This is a genomic window from Streptomyces sp. SID5910, from assembly GCF_009862125.1.
Lineage (GTDB): Bacteria > Actinomycetota > Actinomycetes > Streptomycetales > Streptomycetaceae > Streptomyces.
Genome location: NZ_WWHX01001025.1, coordinates 1 through 15,472, shown reverse-complemented (window position 1 = coordinate 15,472; position 15,472 = coordinate 1). Strand labels below are relative to the sequence as shown.

Annotated in this window: 13 protein-coding genes; 8 read left to right on the top strand and 5 right to left on the bottom strand. The window is 72.9% G+C overall.

The genetic code is table 11. The features are described 5' to 3' along the window. Positions 1–74 precede the first annotated feature (74 nt). Entirely contained in the window at positions 75–551 is a 477-nt protein-coding gene (locus tag GTW67_RS36285; RefSeq protein WP_161167072.1) for a MarR family winged helix-turn-helix transcriptional regulator, read from the top strand. Positions 552–576: 25 nt separating this feature from the next. Here GTW67_RS36285 and GTW67_RS36280 read toward each other — a convergent pair whose 3' ends face one another. After that, complete coding sequence (locus tag GTW67_RS36280; RefSeq protein WP_161167073.1) at positions 577–1,998, bottom strand: ATP-binding protein; 1,422 nt, start codon at positions 1,996–1,998, stop codon at positions 577–579. After that, positions 1,995–2,663 carry a response regulator transcription factor gene (locus GTW67_RS36275; protein WP_161167074.1) on the bottom strand — a complete coding sequence of 223 codons (669 nt, stop codon included), beginning with the start codon at positions 2,661–2,663 and terminating at the stop codon, positions 1,995–1,997. The genes GTW67_RS36280 and GTW67_RS36275 overlap by 4 nt, the downstream gene beginning before the upstream one ends. 126 nt (positions 2,664–2,789) lie before the next feature. Between GTW67_RS36275 and GTW67_RS36270 the strand changes: the two genes are divergently transcribed. Next, the gene (locus GTW67_RS36270; protein WP_161167075.1) at positions 2,790–3,458 is read left to right on the top strand and encodes a PepSY domain-containing protein; all 669 of its coding nucleotides are present in this window, start codon (positions 2,790–2,792) and stop codon (positions 3,456–3,458) included. Here the strand turns inward: GTW67_RS36270 and GTW67_RS36265 are convergent. From GTW67_RS36265 to GTW67_RS36255, 3 genes are all read right to left on the bottom strand, one after another. After that, positions 3,377–4,678: an MFS transporter gene (locus GTW67_RS36265; protein WP_161167076.1), complete on the bottom strand. Its 1,302-nt coding sequence runs from the start codon at positions 4,676–4,678 to the stop codon at positions 3,377–3,379. The genes GTW67_RS36270 and GTW67_RS36265 overlap by 82 nt on opposite strands. Before the next feature lie 170 nt (positions 4,679–4,848). After that, positions 4,849–5,805, bottom strand: coding sequence for a methylmalonyl Co-A mutase-associated GTPase MeaB (gene meaB, locus GTW67_RS36260; protein ID WP_161167077.1), 957 nt, complete (start codon positions 5,803–5,805; stop codon positions 4,849–4,851). A gap of 61 nt (positions 5,806–5,866) precedes the next feature. After that, on the bottom strand, positions 5,867–7,072 hold the full coding sequence (locus GTW67_RS36255) for an acetyl-CoA C-acetyltransferase (RefSeq protein ID WP_161167078.1): 1,206 nt from the start codon (positions 7,070–7,072) through the stop codon (positions 5,867–5,869). A gap of 149 nt (positions 7,073–7,221) precedes the next feature. Between GTW67_RS36255 and mce the strand changes: the two genes are divergently transcribed. From mce to GTW67_RS36225, 6 genes are all read left to right on the top strand, one after another. Further along, the gene (gene mce, locus GTW67_RS36250) at positions 7,222–7,662 is read left to right on the top strand and encodes a methylmalonyl-CoA epimerase (RefSeq protein ID WP_003973598.1); all 441 of its coding nucleotides are present in this window, start codon (positions 7,222–7,224) and stop codon (positions 7,660–7,662) included. A gap of 234 nt (positions 7,663–7,896) precedes the next feature. Next, positions 7,897–11,877 carry a polarized growth protein Scy gene (scy, locus tag GTW67_RS36245; RefSeq protein WP_161167079.1) on the top strand — a complete coding sequence of 1,327 codons (3,981 nt, stop codon included), beginning with the start codon at positions 7,897–7,899 and terminating at the stop codon, positions 11,875–11,877. 208 nt (positions 11,878–12,085) lie between these two features. After that, positions 12,086–13,018, top strand: coding sequence for a coiled-coil domain-containing protein (locus tag GTW67_RS36240; protein ID WP_161168956.1), 933 nt, complete (start codon positions 12,086–12,088; stop codon positions 13,016–13,018). Between the two features lie 97 nt (positions 13,019–13,115). Next, positions 13,116–14,147, top strand: a complete 1,032-nt coding sequence (locus GTW67_RS36235; RefSeq protein ID WP_161168955.1) for an ABC transporter ATP-binding protein — start codon at positions 13,116–13,118, stop codon at positions 14,145–14,147. Then, complete coding sequence (locus GTW67_RS36230; protein ID WP_161168954.1) at positions 14,144–14,920, top strand: ABC transporter permease; 777 nt, start codon at positions 14,144–14,146, stop codon at positions 14,918–14,920. The genes GTW67_RS36235 and GTW67_RS36230 overlap by 4 nt, the downstream gene beginning before the upstream one ends. 134 nt (positions 14,921–15,054) lie before the next feature. Continuing rightward, positions 15,055–15,472: ATP-binding cassette domain-containing protein (locus GTW67_RS36225; RefSeq protein ID WP_161168953.1), on the top strand; the 418-nt coding region annotated here is incomplete at its 3' end.

Below are 15,472 nucleotides of genomic sequence, written 5' to 3'. Positions count from 1 at the left end.
TGTGCGCACCCGTCTCACCGTCACACACCACCCCTCATTAGTTCGCCTTTCAACTTCTTAGGTAGACTTCATTCATGGAGACCGAGACGGCCACCCGCTGGCTGACCGATACGGAGCAGTGTGCCTGGCGCACCCACCTGGAGGTCAACAGGCTGTTGACGCACCAGCTCGAGAGGGACCTGCAACCGTTCGGCCTGACAATGAACGACTACGAGATCCTGGTGAACCTCTCCGAGTCCGAGGACGACCGGATGCGGATGAGCGACCTCGCCTCCGCCACCCTCCAGTCCAAGAGCCGCCTCTCCCACCAGATCACCCGCATGGAGAACGCGAACCTGGTCCGGCGGGAGAACTGCGAGTCCGACCGCCGCGGGCTCTACGCCGTCCTCACCGAGCACGGCCTGGAGACGATGCGGAAGGTCGCGCCGCACCACGTGGCCTCCGTGCGCAGGCACTTCATCGACCTGCTGGCCCCGGAGGCCCTGACGGAGCTCGACAAGGCGCTCCGGCCCATCGCGGAGCACCTGCGCGGCCAGCGAGGACGTCCCTGACCCCGGACGACCCCCTCACCATTGCCTAGGCGACCGGCAGGCGGAGCTCGAACAGGGCGCCGCCTGCCGGTGCGTCGCGGACCGTGAGCGTCCCGCCGTGCCGCACGGCCACGTCACGGGCGATGGCGAGCCCGAGGCCGGCCCCGCCGTCGTCCCGGCTGCGGGCCGCGTCGAGCCGGACGAACCGTTCGAAGATCCGCTCCCGGTCGGCCGCCGGCACACCCTCCCCGTCGTCGGCCACCGCGACCACCGCCACGTCCCCGTCCCGGCGCACGGACACCTCCACCGCCGAGCGGGCGTGCCGCTGAGCGTTGTCGAGGAGATTGGCCAGCACCCGCTCCAGCTGCCCCCGCGACCCGGCGACGGTCACGGCGTCCCCGACCCGGGCGGCCACCCCGGCCCGGCCCTCCGCCTGCGCCCGCGCCAGCGCGGCGAGGTCAACGCGCGCCTCGGCGGGCCGCTCCCCCGCGTCCAGCCTGGCCAGCAGCAACAGGTCGGCGGCGAGCCGCTGGAGCCGTACGGTGTCCTCGACGGCGCCGTCCAGGTCGAGCAGCTCGGGATGGGCGGCGGCCACCTCCAGCTGGGTCCGCAGCGAGGCGATCGGGCTGCGCAGCTCGTGCGAGGCGTCGGCGACGAACCGGCGCTGCCGCTCCACCGAGCTCTCCAGCGCGGCCAGCGTCTCGTTGGTCGTGGAGGCGAGCCGGGCGACCTCGTCGTGGGTGCCCGGCACCGGGACGCGCCGGGCGAGGTCCTCGCTGGCGGTGATCGCGGCCATCTCGCGCCGGATGCCCTCCACCGGGCGCAGCGCGCGCCGGGTGACCAGCCAGGTCACCCACGCCACGACCGCGAGCAGCACCGGGAAACCGATCAGCATGACGGTCAGCGCGGTGTTCACGGCGCCGTGCTCGGCGGACAGCGGGGCACCGGCGTAGACGGTGAGCCGGCCCTGGTCCCGCGTCTCGACGGGCACGGCGGCGAACCGGTAGTCCTCCGTGTCGCCGTCGATGGTCGCCGACCCGTCGCTGACGGTGGTCCGCTCGCCGATCTCACCGGGTTTCAGGGACTCGCCGGAGTCGTCATCGTCGTCGTCCCGGTCGTCGTCGCCGCCGCGCTCCCCCGTGGCGGACGGCAGCGGCTTCACCGCGCCGACGCCGGTGCCGCTGATCCGCTCCAGGTCCTCGCTGGCGGCGACCAGCCCGCCGTCCTCGTCGACGACCTGCACCGGCCGGTCGTCCACGTCCAGCGACAGATCCCCGTACGGCGTCCCGACGGACAGCTCGGCGGCGACCTCCCGTGCGGAGCGCTCCGCCTGGGTGCCGGCCTCGCCGAGCAGGTTGGAACGCAGGGACAGCAGGACGGCGGTGCCCGCCGCGACGAGGGCGACCGCGACGACGAGGGTGGCGGCGAGGGTCGCGCGGGCCCGGACGGACCCGAGGAGCCGGCTCACCGCCCGGCCTCCAGCCGGTAGCCGGCGCCGCGCACGGTCCGGATGAGCCCGGCGCGCAGCTTGCGCCGCAGCGCGCTGACGTACACCTCGACGATGTTGGGGTCGCCGTCGTAGGCGAAGTCCCAGACGTGCTCCAGGATCTCCGCCTTGGACACCACCTGCCCGGCCCGCACCACCAGCTCCTCCAGGACGGCGAACTCCTTCGCGGTGAGGGCCACTTCGCTCTCGCCGAGGAACACCCGGCGGGCGGCGGTGTCGACCTTCAGGTCCCCGTGGACGTGCACGGGCGAGGCGCCGGCGCCCTGGGCCCGCCGCCGCAGCAGCGCCTTCACGCGGGCGACGAGGACGACGTACGAGAAGGGTTTGGTGAGGTAGTCGTCGGCGCCCGTGTCCAGGCCCTCCGCCTCGTCGTACTCGCCGTCCTTGGCGGTGAGCATGAGGATCGGCACGTCGTGCCCGGCGGCGCGCAGGGCGGCGCAGACCCGGTAGCCGTTGAGGCCGGGCAGCATGATGTCGAGGACGACGAGGTCGTACGTGCCCTCGGACGCCCGGTGCAGTCCCTCCCGGCCGTCGTGGACGACGTCCACGGCGTAGCCCTCGGCGGTCAGGCCCTTGGCGAGCGACACGGCGAGGCGCTTCTCGTCCTCCACGATCAACAGGCGCATGGCGCAAGGGTCCCAAAAGCAACCTGAAGATCCCTTCAGGCGGCTTCAGGCTGCCCTCAGCGTCGGCCGGTGACAGTGGGGTCGTCACAACGAAGCGACAGCGAACGAATCTCGGGAGGACACCCCATGAAGCGCAACATCGTGATCGCCGCCGTCACCGCCGCCGCACTGGTCGGAGGCGGCGCGGCGACGGCCCTGGCCACCACCGGGGACGACGGCGCGGCCCAGCGGGGCGACGACGACGCCCGGGTGACCTCGGTGAAGGTCTCGGCCGGCGACGCCATCGCCTCCGCGCTGAAGAAGGCGCCGGGCACCGCCGTCTCCGCCGAACTGGACGTCGCGGACGGCGACGACGCCGGTGAGCGCACGGCCTGGGAGGTCGACGTCCTCTCCGGCGACGGCACCTGGCACAGCGTGCGGATCGACCCGTCCTCGGGCAAGGTCCTCGGCTCCCAGACGGACGACGAGGACGACACCGCCGAGGTGCGGGCCGCGCTGAAGGGCACGTCCGTGGACGCCGCCGAGGCCGCGCGGGCCGCGTCCGGCCACGGCACGGTGACCTCCGTGGAGCTGGACGACGACGGCGACCACGGCGACGGAAAGCCCGCCTGGGAGGTCGAGACCCACGCCTCGGGCAAGGCCGAGCAGGACTGGCGGGTCGACGCGAAGAGCGGCAAGGTCACGGCCGATCGCCCGGACCACTCGGACTCGGATCACGCGGGCTCGGACGACTCGGACTCGGGCTCCGACGACTCGGACTCCGGTTCGGACGACTCCGCTTCGGACGACGACTGAGCAGCCCCCGGCCGCTCACCCGGCCGGCCGTGGCGGCCCGGCGGCACCAGCGCCACCGCCACGGCGACCGCGCCGGACACCGCGAAGCACACCGGCAGCGGCAGCCGTTCCACCAGCAGGCCCACCCCGGCCGCGCCGGCGGACATCCCGGCGTTCACCGCGCTGTTGACCCAGGCGCCCGCCCGGTTCCGGAAGCCGGGCGGCACGCTCTCGTCGGCGATCAGGTACGCCGTCGTCAGCGCCGGTGCCACGAACAGTCCCGCGCAGGCGACGGCCGCGACCAGGGCGCCGACGCCGGGGGCGAGACCGGCGGCGGCCAGGCACAGGCCGAGGCCGGCCGCGAAGAAGGGCAGCCGGGCACGGGCGGACGAGCCCCAGGTGACGGCGCCGTTGAGCAGGCCGCCGGCCGCGCTGCCCACCGACAGGGCCGCGAGCACCCAGGCGGCGGTGTCGGCCCCGAGGCCGCGCTGCCCGGCGAAGGCGACGACCAGCAGGTCCACGGCGCTGACCGCGACGCCGACGCCGGCGGTGACCAGGACGGGCTGGAGCAGGGCGCGGCCGTGCCCCGCTCCCGGACGGCCGGCGTCCTTCTCGGCGCCGTCCGCCGTCCGCAGTGCGCCCGCCGCCGGTGACGTGGCGAAGGCGAGGGTGCCCGCCGCCACCAGCAGCGCGCTGAGCACCACACCGGCGGCCGGCGGGGCGACGCCGACCACCACGCCGACCAGGAGCGGGCCCGAGACGAAGAGCAGTTCCTCGGCGACGCCGTCCAGGCTGTAGGCGCGCTGGAGCATCCGCCGGTCGGGCAGCATCCCGGCCCAGACGGCACGCATCGTGGAGCCGAGCGGGGGCGTGCAGAGCCCGGTGAGGGCGGCGGTCACCGCGAGGACGGACGCGGGCGTGCCCGGGCGTTCGCAGGCCGCCGCCAGCACGCACAGCAGGGCCGCGTACAGCAGGGCCATGGGGAGCAGGGCCCGGCGCGGGCCGTGCCGGTCGACCAGGCCCGCGCGGTAGGGGGACAGGAAGACGCTCGTCGCGCCGAACAGGGCCATGACCGTGCCGGCGACGGCGTAGGACCCGGTGGCCCGGGTCACGGAGAGCATCAGGGCGAGGCCGACCGTGCCGTACGACAGCCGCCCGACGAGGGCGGCCGCGAAGGTGCGGCGGGCATGGGGGACGCGGAGGACGGCGGCGTACGAGGGCCGCGAAGGAGGCGTGGACACGCGAAGGTTCCTCAGGAGGGAGGCGACAAGGGGACGCCGAAGCGCGCGACGGCCGGATGCGGCGGTCGCGTGCGGGGCGGGCCCTAGGCCAAGAGGAGGAACACGCGCGTCAAGCTAGCAGCGCGGTGCGCGGACCGGCCATCCCTTTTCCGGTCCGCGCAGGGCGGGAATCAGCCCTGCGTCAGCCCCGCCACCAGTTCGTCGGCGGCGCGGTACGGGTCCAGTTCGCCGGAGACGATGCGCTCCGCGAGGGCGCCGAGGCGGCGGTCGCCGTGCAGGTCGCCGATGCGTTCGCGCAGGGTGGTGACGGCGATCGTCTCGACCTCGCGGGCGGCGCGGGCCCGGCGGCGCTCGGCCAGCACGCCCCGCTCCTCCATCCAGGCGCGGTGCTTCTCCAGCGCCTCCACGACCTCGTCCACGCCCTCGGCGCGCGCGGCGACCGTCTTGACGATGGGCGGGCGCCAGTCGCCGGCGGCGCGGGCCTCGCCGAGACCCAGCATGTGGTTCAGCTCGCGGGCGGTGGCGTCCGCGCCGTCCCGGTCGGCCTTGTTGACGACGTAGACGTCACCGATCTCCAGGATCCCCGCCTTGGCGGCCTGGATGCCGTCGCCCATGCCCGGGGCGAGGAGGACGACGGAGGTGTCGGCCTGCGAGGCGATCTCCACCTCGGACTGGCCGACGCCGACGGTCTCGACCAGGACCACGTCGCAGCCGGCCGCGTCCAGCACGCGGATGGCCTGCGGCGCGGCCCAGGCGAGGCCGCCGAGGTGGCCGCGGGTCGCCATGGAGCGGATGTAGACGCCCGGGTCGGAGGCGTGGTCCGACATGCGCACCCGGTCGCCGAGCAGGGCGCCGCCGGAGAACGGCGAGGACGGGTCGACGGCGAGCACGCCGACCCGCCTGCCCTGCTTGCGGTACGCCGTCACCAGTGCCGAGGTCGACGTCGACTTGCCGACACCCGGCGAGCCGGTCAGACCGACCACGTACGCGCCCCCGGTCAGCGGCGCGAGGGCCGCCATGACCTCCCTGAGCTGCGGGGACGCCCCCTCCACCAGGGAGATCAGCCGCGCCACGGCCCGCGGCCGGCCTTCCCTGGCCTGGGCGACCAGCGAGGAGACGTCCTGCATCACAGCTCCGTTCCGAGTAGCACGCACATGACGAGTGGCACGCACATGAGGGGAAGAGGGGTCAGGCCTTGGGTACCCGGACGATCAGCGCGTCACCCTGGCCGCCGCCGCCGCACAGCGCCGCCGCGCCGACCCCGCCGCCGCGCCGCTTCAGCTCCAGCGCCAGGTGCAGGACGAGCCGGGCGCCGGACATGCCGATGGGGTGGCCCAGGGCGATGGCGCCGCCGTTGACGTTCACCTTTTCGGTGGACACGCCGAGGTCCTTCATGGACTGCACGGCGACGGCCGCGAACGCCTCGTTGATCTCGATCAGGTCGAGGTCGCCGGCCTCCAGGCCCTCCTTCTTCAGGGCGTGCTGGATGGCGTTGGACGGCTGCGACTGCAAAGAGTTGTCGGGGCCGGCCACATTGCCGTGGGCGCCGATCTCGGCGATCCACTCCAGGCCGAGCTCCTGCGCCTTGGCCTTGCTCATGACGACCACGGCCGCCGCGCCGTCGGAGATCTGCGAGGAGGAGCCGGCGGTGATCGTGCCGTCCTTCGAGAAGGCGGGGCGCAGCTTGCCGAGGGACTCGGCGGTGGTGTCGCCGCGGATGCCCTCGTCCTTGCTGAACAGCACCGGGTCGCCCTTGCGCTGCGGGATCTCGACCGGGGTGATCTCAGCCTCGAAGATGCCGTTCTTCTGGGCCGCGGCGGCGCGCTGGTGGGAGAGCGCGGCGATCTCGTCCTGCGGGCCGCGCTCGATGCCGAGGCGGGTGTTGTGCTTCTCCGTCGACTCGCCCATGGCGATGTTCTCGAAGGAGTCCGTCAGCCCGTCGTGCGCCATGGCATCGACCATCTGGACCGCGCCGTACTTGTAGCCCTCGCGGGACTTGGGCAGCAGGTGCGGGGCGTTGGTCATGGACTCCTGGCCGCCGGCCACGACCACGTCGAATTCGCCGGCGCGAATCAGCTGGTCGGCGAGCGCGATGGCGTCGAGGCCGGAGAGGCACACCTTGTTGATGGTGAGCGCCGGGACGCTCAGGGGGATGCCGGCCTTGACGGCGGCCTGGCGGGCCGGGATCTGGCCGGCGCCGGCCTGGAGCACCTGGCCCATGATCACGTACTGGACCTGGTCGCCGCCGATCCCCGCACGGTCGAGGGCGGCCTTGATCGCGAAGCCGCCGAGGTCGGCCCCGGAGAAGGACTTCAGCGAGCCGAGCAGCCGCCCCATCGGGGTGCGGGCACCCGCGACGATGACGGAGGTCGTGCCGTTCGTTGCAGAAGACATGAGCTGCGATCCCCTTTTCCGGCCCGCACAGGCCGAGGAGTGAACGAGGGTTTACTCGAATGTACTGAGCGGTATCCCGCCCGTCACCGTGCTGTCGGTGTGATCGCCCGCACGTTGCGCAACCACCTCCGGAGCGCTGCACTGATTCCATGCTGACGCGAATCGACCACATCGGAATCGCCTGCCACGACCTCGACGCGACCGTCGAGTTCTACCGTGCCACCTACGGCTTCGAGGTGTTCCACACCGAGGTCAACGAGGAACAGGGGGTGCGCGAGGCCATGCTCAAGATCAACGATACGTCGGACGGCGGTGCCTCGTACCTCCAGCTGCTGGAGCCGACCCGGGAGGACTCCGCGGTCGGCAAGTGGCTCGCCAAGAACGGCGAGGGCGTCCACCACATCGCCTTCGGTACGGCGGACGTCGACGCGGACGCCGCGGACATCCGCGACAAGGGCGTACGCGTTCTGTACGACGAGCCCCGGCGCGGTTCCATGGGGTCGCGGATCACCTTCCTGCACCCCAAGGACTGCCATGGCGTCCTGACAGAACTGGTCACTTCGGCGGCCGTTGAGTCACCTGAGCACTGACCCTCGTACATAGGGGCCGGTAGGGTTGGGTGCGGTCGCCGCTCAGTCCAGGGTGACCCGGTCCTGTCGTCGTCGGCGCCGGGACCGCCGGGGTCCGTGTTTCGGGGGGCGAGGGACGGGGCAGCAGCCCATGCTCCGCCGTTGATCTGACACCATTCCCCCGGGGGCCCCGTTCGGTGACGGACGGAGCCCGTTCTTAGGGATTTGCGACCAGGGGACGGATGGGACCGCGCAGTGCGGGGCTACGAGAGCCAGGAGCGAGAGCCGGCGGCTGACGTCGACCACCTCTCTCGGTTCGAGGCCGAGATGAAGCGGCTGAAGACCGAGCGGGAAAAGGCGATCCAGCACGCCGAGGACCTCGGCTACCAGGTCGAGGTGCTGCGCGCCAAGCTGCACGAGGCGCGGCGCACCATCATGTCCCGGCCCGCCTTCGACGGCGGCGACATCGGGTACCAGGCCGAGCAGTTGCTGCGCAACGCGCAGGTGCAGGCCGACCAGTTGCGCGCGGACGCCGAGCGGGAGCTCAGCCAGGCCCGTGCGCAGACCCAGCGCATCCTCCAGGAGCACGCCGAGCAGGCGGCCCGGCTCCAGGCCGAGCTGCACCAGGAGGCGGTGACCCGGCGCCAGCAGCTCGACCAGGAGCTGGCCGAGCGCCGGCAGACCGTCGAGTCGCACGTCAACGAGAACGTGGCGTGGGCCGAGCAGTTGCGCGCCCGCACCGAGCAGCAGGCCCGCCGGCTGCTCGACGAGTCCCGCGCCGAGGCCGAGCAGGCCCTCACCGCGGCCCGCGCGGAGGCCGAACGGCTGACGTCGGAGGCCCGGCAGCGGCTGCGCGACGACGCCGAGAGCGCCCGCACCGAGGCCGAGCAGCTTCTGCGCCGCGCCCGCGCGGACGCCGAGCGGCTGCTGAACGCCGCCTCCACGCAGGCGCAGGAGGCCACCGACCACGCCGAGCAGCTGCGCAGCTCCACGGCGAGCGAGTCGGAGTCGGCGCGCCGGCAGGCCCAGGAGCTCAGCCGGACCGCCGAGCAGCGCATGAGCGAGGCCGAGGAGGCGCTGCGCAAGGCGCAGACCGAGGCCGAGAAGCTGGTCACCGAGGCCAAGGAGTCCGCGGCCAAGGCCCTCGCGAGCGCCGAGTCGGCCAACGAGCAGCGCACCCGCACCGCCAAGGAGCAGGTCGCCCGGCTGGTCAGCGAGGCCACGAAGGACGCCGAGTCCACCAAGGCCGAGGCCGAGCAGCTGGTCGCGGACGCCCGCGCCGAGGCCGAGAAGATCGTCGCCGAGGCCGCCGAGAAGGCCCGTACGGTCACCGCCGAGGAGTCGGCCACCCAGCTGTCCAAGGCCGCGAAGACCGCCGAGGACGTGCTGAACAAGGCGTCCGAGGAGGCCAAGCGGACCACGAAGGCCGCCGTGGAGGAGGCCGAGCGGATCCGCACCGAGGCCGAGACGGAGGCCGACCGGCTGCGGGCCGAGGCGCACGACATCGCCGCGGAGCTCAAGGGCGCGGCGAAGGACGACACCAAGGAGTACCGCGCCAAGACGGTCGAGCTCCAGGAGGAGGCGCGCCGGCTGCGCGGCGAGGCCGAGCAGCTGCGCGCCGACGCGGTCGCCGAGGGCGAGAAGATCCGCGCCGAGGCCCGCAAGGAGGCCGTGGCGCAGATCGAGGAGGCGGCGAAGACCGCCGAGGAGCTGCTCGCCAAGGCCAAGGCGGACGCCGACGAGCTGCGGCAGACGGCCACCGCGGACAGCGAGAAGGTCCGCACCGAGGCGATCGAGCGGGCGACGACCCTGCGCCGGCAGGCCGAGGAGACGCTGGAGCGCACCCGTGCCGAGGCCGAGCGGCACCGCACGGAGGCCGCCGAGCGTGTCGAGGAGCTCCAGGCGGAGGCCGAGCGCGCCGCCCGTGAGCTGCGCGAGGAGACCGAGCGTGCCGTCGAGGCCCGGCAGGCGGAGGCCGCCGAGGAGCTGACGCGGCTGCACGCCGAGGCGGAGGAGCGCCGGGGCGCCGCCGAGCAGGCGCTGACGGAGGCCCGCGAGGAGGGCGCGCGGATCCGCCGCGAGGCCGCCGAGGAGACCGAGCGACTGCGCACGGAAGCCGCGGAGCGCATCCGTACGCTCCAGCAGCAGGCCGAGACGGAGGCCGAGCGGCTGCGCACCGAGGCCGCCGCCGACGCGTCCGCGTCCCGCGCGGAGGGCGAGGCCGTCGCCGTACGGCTCAGGTCGGAGGCCGCGAGCGAGGCGGAGCGGCTGAAGTCGGAGGCGCAGGAGAGCGCGGACCGGGTGCGGGCGGAGGCGCAGACCGCCGCCGAGCGCATCGCGGCGGAGGCGTCCGAGACGCTGGCCGCCGCCCAGGAGGAGGCCGCCCGGCGCCGCCGCGAGGCCGAGGAGCTGCTGGGCTCCGCCCGGCAGGAGGCGGACCAGGAGCGCGAGCGGGCCCGCGAGCAGAGCGAGGAACTGCTCGCCTCCGCGCGCAACCGCGTCGAGGAGGCGCAGGCCGAGGCGACCCGGCTGGTCGAGGAGGCCGACCGGCGCGCGACCGAGATGGTGTCGGCCGCCGAGCAGCACGCGGCGCAGGTACGGGAGTCGGTCGCCGGGCTCCACGAGCAGGCCCAGGAGGAGATCACCGGGCTGCGCAGCGCCGCCGAGCACGCGGCGGAGCGCACCCGGCGCGAGGCCGAGGAGGAGGCGGACCGGGTCCGCGCCGACGCCTACGCGGAGCGGGAGCGGGCGAGCGAGGACGCCGGCCGGCTGCGCCGCGAGGCGCAGGAGGAGTCGGAGGCCGCCAAGGCGCTGGCCGAGCGGACGGTGTCCGAGGCGATCACCGAGGCCGACCGGATCCGCGCGGACGTGTCCGAGCACGCCCAGCGGGTGCGCACGGAGGCGTCGGACGCGATCGCCGAGGCCGAGCAGTCCGCGTCGCGCACCCGGGCCGACGCCCGTGAGGACGCCAACCGCATCCGGTCCGACGCGGCGACGCAGGCGGACACCCTGATCACCGAGGCGCGCTCCGAGGCGGAGCGGCTCACCACGGAGACGGCCGCCGAGACCGACCGGATCCGCACGGAGACGACCGCGGAGGCGGAGCGGGTCCGGACGGAGGCGGCGGCCGAGGCCGAGCTGCTGCGCACCGAGTCGGTCGCGGAGGCCGAGCGGCTGCGCACCGAGTCGGCCGCCGAGGCCGACCGGGTCCGGGCCGAGGCGAGCGCCCAGGCGGAGCGGCTGCTGTCGGAGGCCGGCGGCGAGGCGGAGCGGCTGCGGGCCGAGGCCGCCGAGGCGGTCGGTTCCGCGCAGCAGCACGCCGAGCGGATCCGCGCCGAGGCGGAGCGGCTCGGGGCCGAGGCGGCGGCGGAGGCCGAGCGGGTCACCACGGCCGCCCGCGAGGAGGCCGAGCGCACCCTGGACGAGGCCCGCAAGGACGCCAACAAGCGGCGCTCCGAGGCGGCCGAGCAGGTCGACACGCTCATCACGGAGACCACGGCCGAGGCCGACAAGCTGCTCACCGAGGCCCAGCAGCAGGCCCAGAAGACCACCGCGGACGCCGAGTCGCAGGCCGACACGATGGTCGGCGCGGCCCGTACGGAGGCCGACCGGATCGTCGCCGAGGCGACGGTCGAGGGCAACACCCGGGTGGAGAAGGCCCGTACGGACGCCGACGAGCTGCTGGTCGGTGCCCGCCGGGACGCCACGGCCATAAGGGAGCGGGCGGAGGAGCTGCGCGAGCGCCTCACCTCGGAGATCGAGGAGCTGCACGAGCGGGCCCGCCGCGAGGCCGCCGAGACGATGAAGTCGGCCGGCGACCGCTGCGACGCGCTCATCAAGGCCGCCGAGGAGCAGCTCGCCAAGGCGGAGGCGAAGGCCAAGGAGCTGGTGTCGGAGGCCAACTCCGAGGCCGGCAAGGTGCGCATCGCCGCCGTCAAGAAGGCCGAGGGGCTGCTGAAGGAGGCCGAGCAGAAGAAGGCCTCGCTGGTCCGGGAGGCCGAGGAGCTCAAGGCCGAGGCGGTCCGGGAGGCCCGGCGCACGGTCGAGGAGGGCAAGCGCGAGCTGGAGACGCTGGTGCGGCGCCGCGAGGACATCAACGCCGAGATCTCCCGCGTCCAGGACGTGCTGGAGGCGCTGGAGTCCTTCGAGGCCCCGGCGGGCGGCAAGGACAACGGGGTGAAGGCCGGTGCGACGGTCGGCGCCCCCCGTTCGGGTGGCAAGTCGTCAGACGGCTAGCGTGCAGGGTGGTTTGCGTGTCTCCTGGAAGGCTCTGACTCACCCTCCGTCTTGACCTTTGACCTGAACTTTGGCAAGCCGTCCGTGGGTTAGCCACTCAAAAGAGGTGTCATTCTCCAGATCAAACACGCATCCGCTCGATGACACACCGCATTGGCGCCTAGGATTCCCTCTATCACCTCACCCGGTCTCTTTCGACAGGAACCCCATGAGCGACACTTCCCCCTACGGCTTCGAGCACGTGCGGCGTGGGTACGACCGCGCTCAGGTGGACGAATACATCTCCAAGATCATTTCTGATCGCGACAGCGCTTTCTCCCGCATCACCGCTCTGGAAAAGCGCATCGAGGAGCTCCACCTCGAGACCCAGAACGCCCAGGCCCAGGTCAACGACGCCGAGCCGTCGTACGCCGGTCTCGGTGCGCGGGTCGAGAAGATCCTGCGCCTCGCCGAGGAAGAGGCGAAGGACCTGCGGGAGGAGGCCCGGCGCGCGGCCGAGCAGCACCGTGAGCTCGCCGAGTCGGCGGCCCAGCAGGTGCGCAACGACGCCGAGTCGTACGCCGCCGAGCGCAAGGCCAAGGCCGAGGACGAGGGCGTCCGGATCGTCGAGAAGGCCAAGGGCGACGCGTCGCAGCTGCGGACCGAGGCCCAGAAGGACGCGCAGTCCAAGCGCGACGAGGCCGACGCCCTCTTCGAGGAGACCCGCGCCAAGGCCGCGCAGGCCGCCGCCGACTTCGAGACGAACCTGGCCAAGCGCCGCGAGCAGTCCGAGCGCGACCTGGCCTCCCGTCAGGCCAAGGCCGAGAAGCGGCTCGCGGAGATCGAGCACCGCGCGGAGCAGCTGCGCCTGGAGGCGGAGAAGCTGCGCACGGACGCCGAGCGCCGGGCCCGCCAGACCGTGGAGACGGCGCAGCGCCAGTCCGAGGACATCGTGGCCGACGCCAACGCCAAGGCCGACCGGATCCGTTCGGAGTCGGAGCGCGAGCTGGCCGCCCTCACCAACCGCCGCGACTCCATCAACGCGCAGCTGACCAACGTGCGCGAGATGCTGGCGTCGCTCACGGGCGCCGCGGTGGCCGCCGCTCCGGCGGTCGAGGACGAGCCGGTCTCCCGCGGGGTGCCGGCCCAGCAGTCCCGCTGACGCCGGGACACGGTCCTGCTGAACACGGGCAAAACATGGGCGAAGCCTTCTGTCACTGGGGTGGCAGAGGGCTTCGTCCCGTTCTAGCGTGGGCCGCATGATCGAGCTCGAGGGGCTGACCAAGCGGTACGGCGAGAAGGTGGCGGTCAACAACCTCACGTTCACCGTCAGACCCGGCATCATCACCGGCTTCCTCGGGCCGAACGGTGCGGGCAAGTCGACCACCATGCGGATGGTGCTGGGCCTGGACCGGCCCACCGCCGGGGACGTCCGCATCGACGGCCGCCACTACGACCAGTTGACGGACCCGCTCACCTCCATCGGCGCCCTGCTGGACGCCAAGGCGGTGCACGGCGGACGCAGCGCCCACAACCATCTGCTGTGCCTGGCGCAGGCCAACGGGATCCCGTCCCGGCGGGTGGACGAGGTGCTGGACACCGTCGGCCTGACGGCGGTCGCCAAGAAGAAGGCGAAGGGCTTCTCCCTCGGCATGGGCCAGCGGCTCGGCATCGCCGGCGCCCTGCTCGGCGATCCGCGGATCCTGATGTTCGACGAGCCGGTCAACGGCCTGGACCCCGAGGGCATCCACTGGATCCGCAATCTGATGAAGACGCTGGCCGCCCAGGGCCGTACGGTCTTCGTCTCCTCCCATCTCATGAGCGAGATGGCGCTGACCGCCGACCATCTGGTCGTCATCGGCCAGGGCAGGCTGCTGGCGGACACCTCGATGGCCGAGTTCATCGAGGAGAACTCGCGCAGTTACGTCCGGATCCGCACCCCGCAGCGGGAGCGGCTCCTCGACGTGCTGCACGGCGCCGGGATCACGGTCGTCGAGAGCGGCGCCGAGGTCCTGGAGGTCGACGGCGACAAGTCGGAGGCCATCGGCGAGCTGGCGGCACGCCACCAGCTCGTGCTGCACGAGCTGAGCCCGCAGCGGGCCTCGCTGGAGGAGGCGTTCATGCAGCTGACGGCGGAGTCGGTGGAGTACCACGCGCACGACGGACAGCCCCTCGCGGCACCGCCCCCGCCGGAAGCCGTGCGGCAGGCCGCACAGGAGGGCCGGAAGGGCGGACACCAGCCGGCACAGCAGCGGGCACAGCAGTGGGGCAGCGACTGGAGGCAGCGATGAGCACGGCCGCGACACAGGTCGTCCGGTCCGAGTGGACGAAGATCCGGTCGGTGGCGTCCACGGTGTGGACGCTGTCCCTGGCCGTGGTCGTCACCGTCGCCCTCGGCATGCTGATCTCGGCCCTGTCGAAGAACGAGTTCGGCGACATGAGCCGGCGGGACCAGCTCTCCTTCGACCCGACCTTCGTCAGCTTCGCCGGGATGAGCCTCGGCCAGCTCGCGATGATCGTCTTCGGGGTGCTGGTGGTGGCGAACGAGTACAGCTCCGGCATGATCCGCACCTCGCTGGCGGCCGTGCCGCAGCGCGGCACCTTCCTGTTCAGCAAGGTCGCCGTGGCCACCGGGCTGGCCCTGGTCGTCGCCATGATCACCAGCTTCGTGACCTTCTTCCTCGGGCAGGCCATGCTCGGCGACCTCAAGGCGTCGATCGGCGACCCGGGCGTGCTGCGGGCGGTCTTCGGCGGCGGCCTCTACATGACCCTCATCGCGATGTTCTCGATGGGAGTCGCCGCGATGCTGCGCTCACCGATGCTGTCGCTCGGCATCCTGATGCCGTTCTTCTTCCTGATCTCCAACATCCTGGGCAACGTCGACGTGACCAAGAAGGTCGGCCAGTTCCTGCCCGACCAGGCCGGCAGCAAGATCATGCAGGTGGTGACCCCGCTGGACGACGACACCCCGTACGGCCCGTGGGGCGGGCTCGGGATCATGGCGCTCTGGGTGCTGGCGGCACTCGTCGGCGGCTACCTCGTTCTGAAGCGGCGGGACGCCTGACTCATGTCCGGCGGGGTTCCGTGGCGGCGGATTTTTTACCCGGACTTGAGGGGAACCGTCAGCGCCTCGATATCCTCCTAACCCTTACGGGGGCGTGTGCCCCGCTGTCCTGAACCTTTCGATGGGTGCGGAGCATGATCGAGGCAGTCGGCCTGACCAAGCGCTACGGCGACAAGACCGCTGTGTACAACCTGTCCTTCCAGGTGCGGCCCGGCGCCGTCACCGGCTTCCTCGGACCCAACGGCTCCGGCAAGTCGACGACGATGCGCATGATCCTCGGCCTGGACAACCCGACCGCGGGACACGTGACGATCGGCGGCCACCCGTACCGCAGGCTCCCCAACGCCCCCCGCCAGGTCGGCGCCCTCCTCGACGCCAAGGCGGTGCACGGCGGCCGGTCCGCCCGCAACCACCTGCTGAGCCTGGCCCAGCTGTCGGGCATCCCCGCCCGGCGCGTGGACGAGGTGCTCGGCGTGGTCGGCCTCCAGGACGTCGCCAAGCGGCGTTCCAAGGGCTTCTCCCTCGGCATGGGCCAGCGGCTCGGCATCGCCG

Bases quoted from the DNA above. Each gene is read 5' to 3' on its own strand.
- GTW67_RS36285 (WP_161167072.1), top strand. From the start codon at position 75: ATGGAGACCGAGACGGCCACCCGCTGGCTGACCGATACGGAGCAGTGT.
- GTW67_RS36275 (WP_161167074.1), bottom strand. From the start codon at position 2,663: ATGCGCCTGTTGATCGTGGAGGACGAGAAGCGCCTCGCCGTGTCGCTC.
- GTW67_RS36270 (WP_161167075.1), top strand. From the start codon at position 2,790: ATGAAGCGCAACATCGTGATCGCCGCCGTCACCGCCGCCGCACTGGTC.
- meaB (WP_161167077.1), bottom strand. From the start codon at position 5,805: ATGCAGGACGTCTCCTCGCTGGTCGCCCAGGCCAGGGAAGGCCGGCCG.
- GTW67_RS36255 (WP_161167078.1), bottom strand. From the start codon at position 7,072: ATGTCTTCTGCAACGAACGGCACGACCTCCGTCATCGTCGCGGGTGCC.
- mce (WP_003973598.1), top strand. From the start codon at position 7,222: ATGCTGACGCGAATCGACCACATCGGAATCGCCTGCCACGACCTCGAC.
- GTW67_RS36240 (WP_161168956.1), top strand. From the start codon at position 12,086: ATGAGCGACACTTCCCCCTACGGCTTCGAGCACGTGCGGCGTGGGTAC.
- GTW67_RS36235 (WP_161168955.1), top strand. From the start codon at position 13,116: ATGATCGAGCTCGAGGGGCTGACCAAGCGGTACGGCGAGAAGGTGGCG.
- GTW67_RS36230 (WP_161168954.1), top strand. From the start codon at position 14,144: ATGAGCACGGCCGCGACACAGGTCGTCCGGTCCGAGTGGACGAAGATC.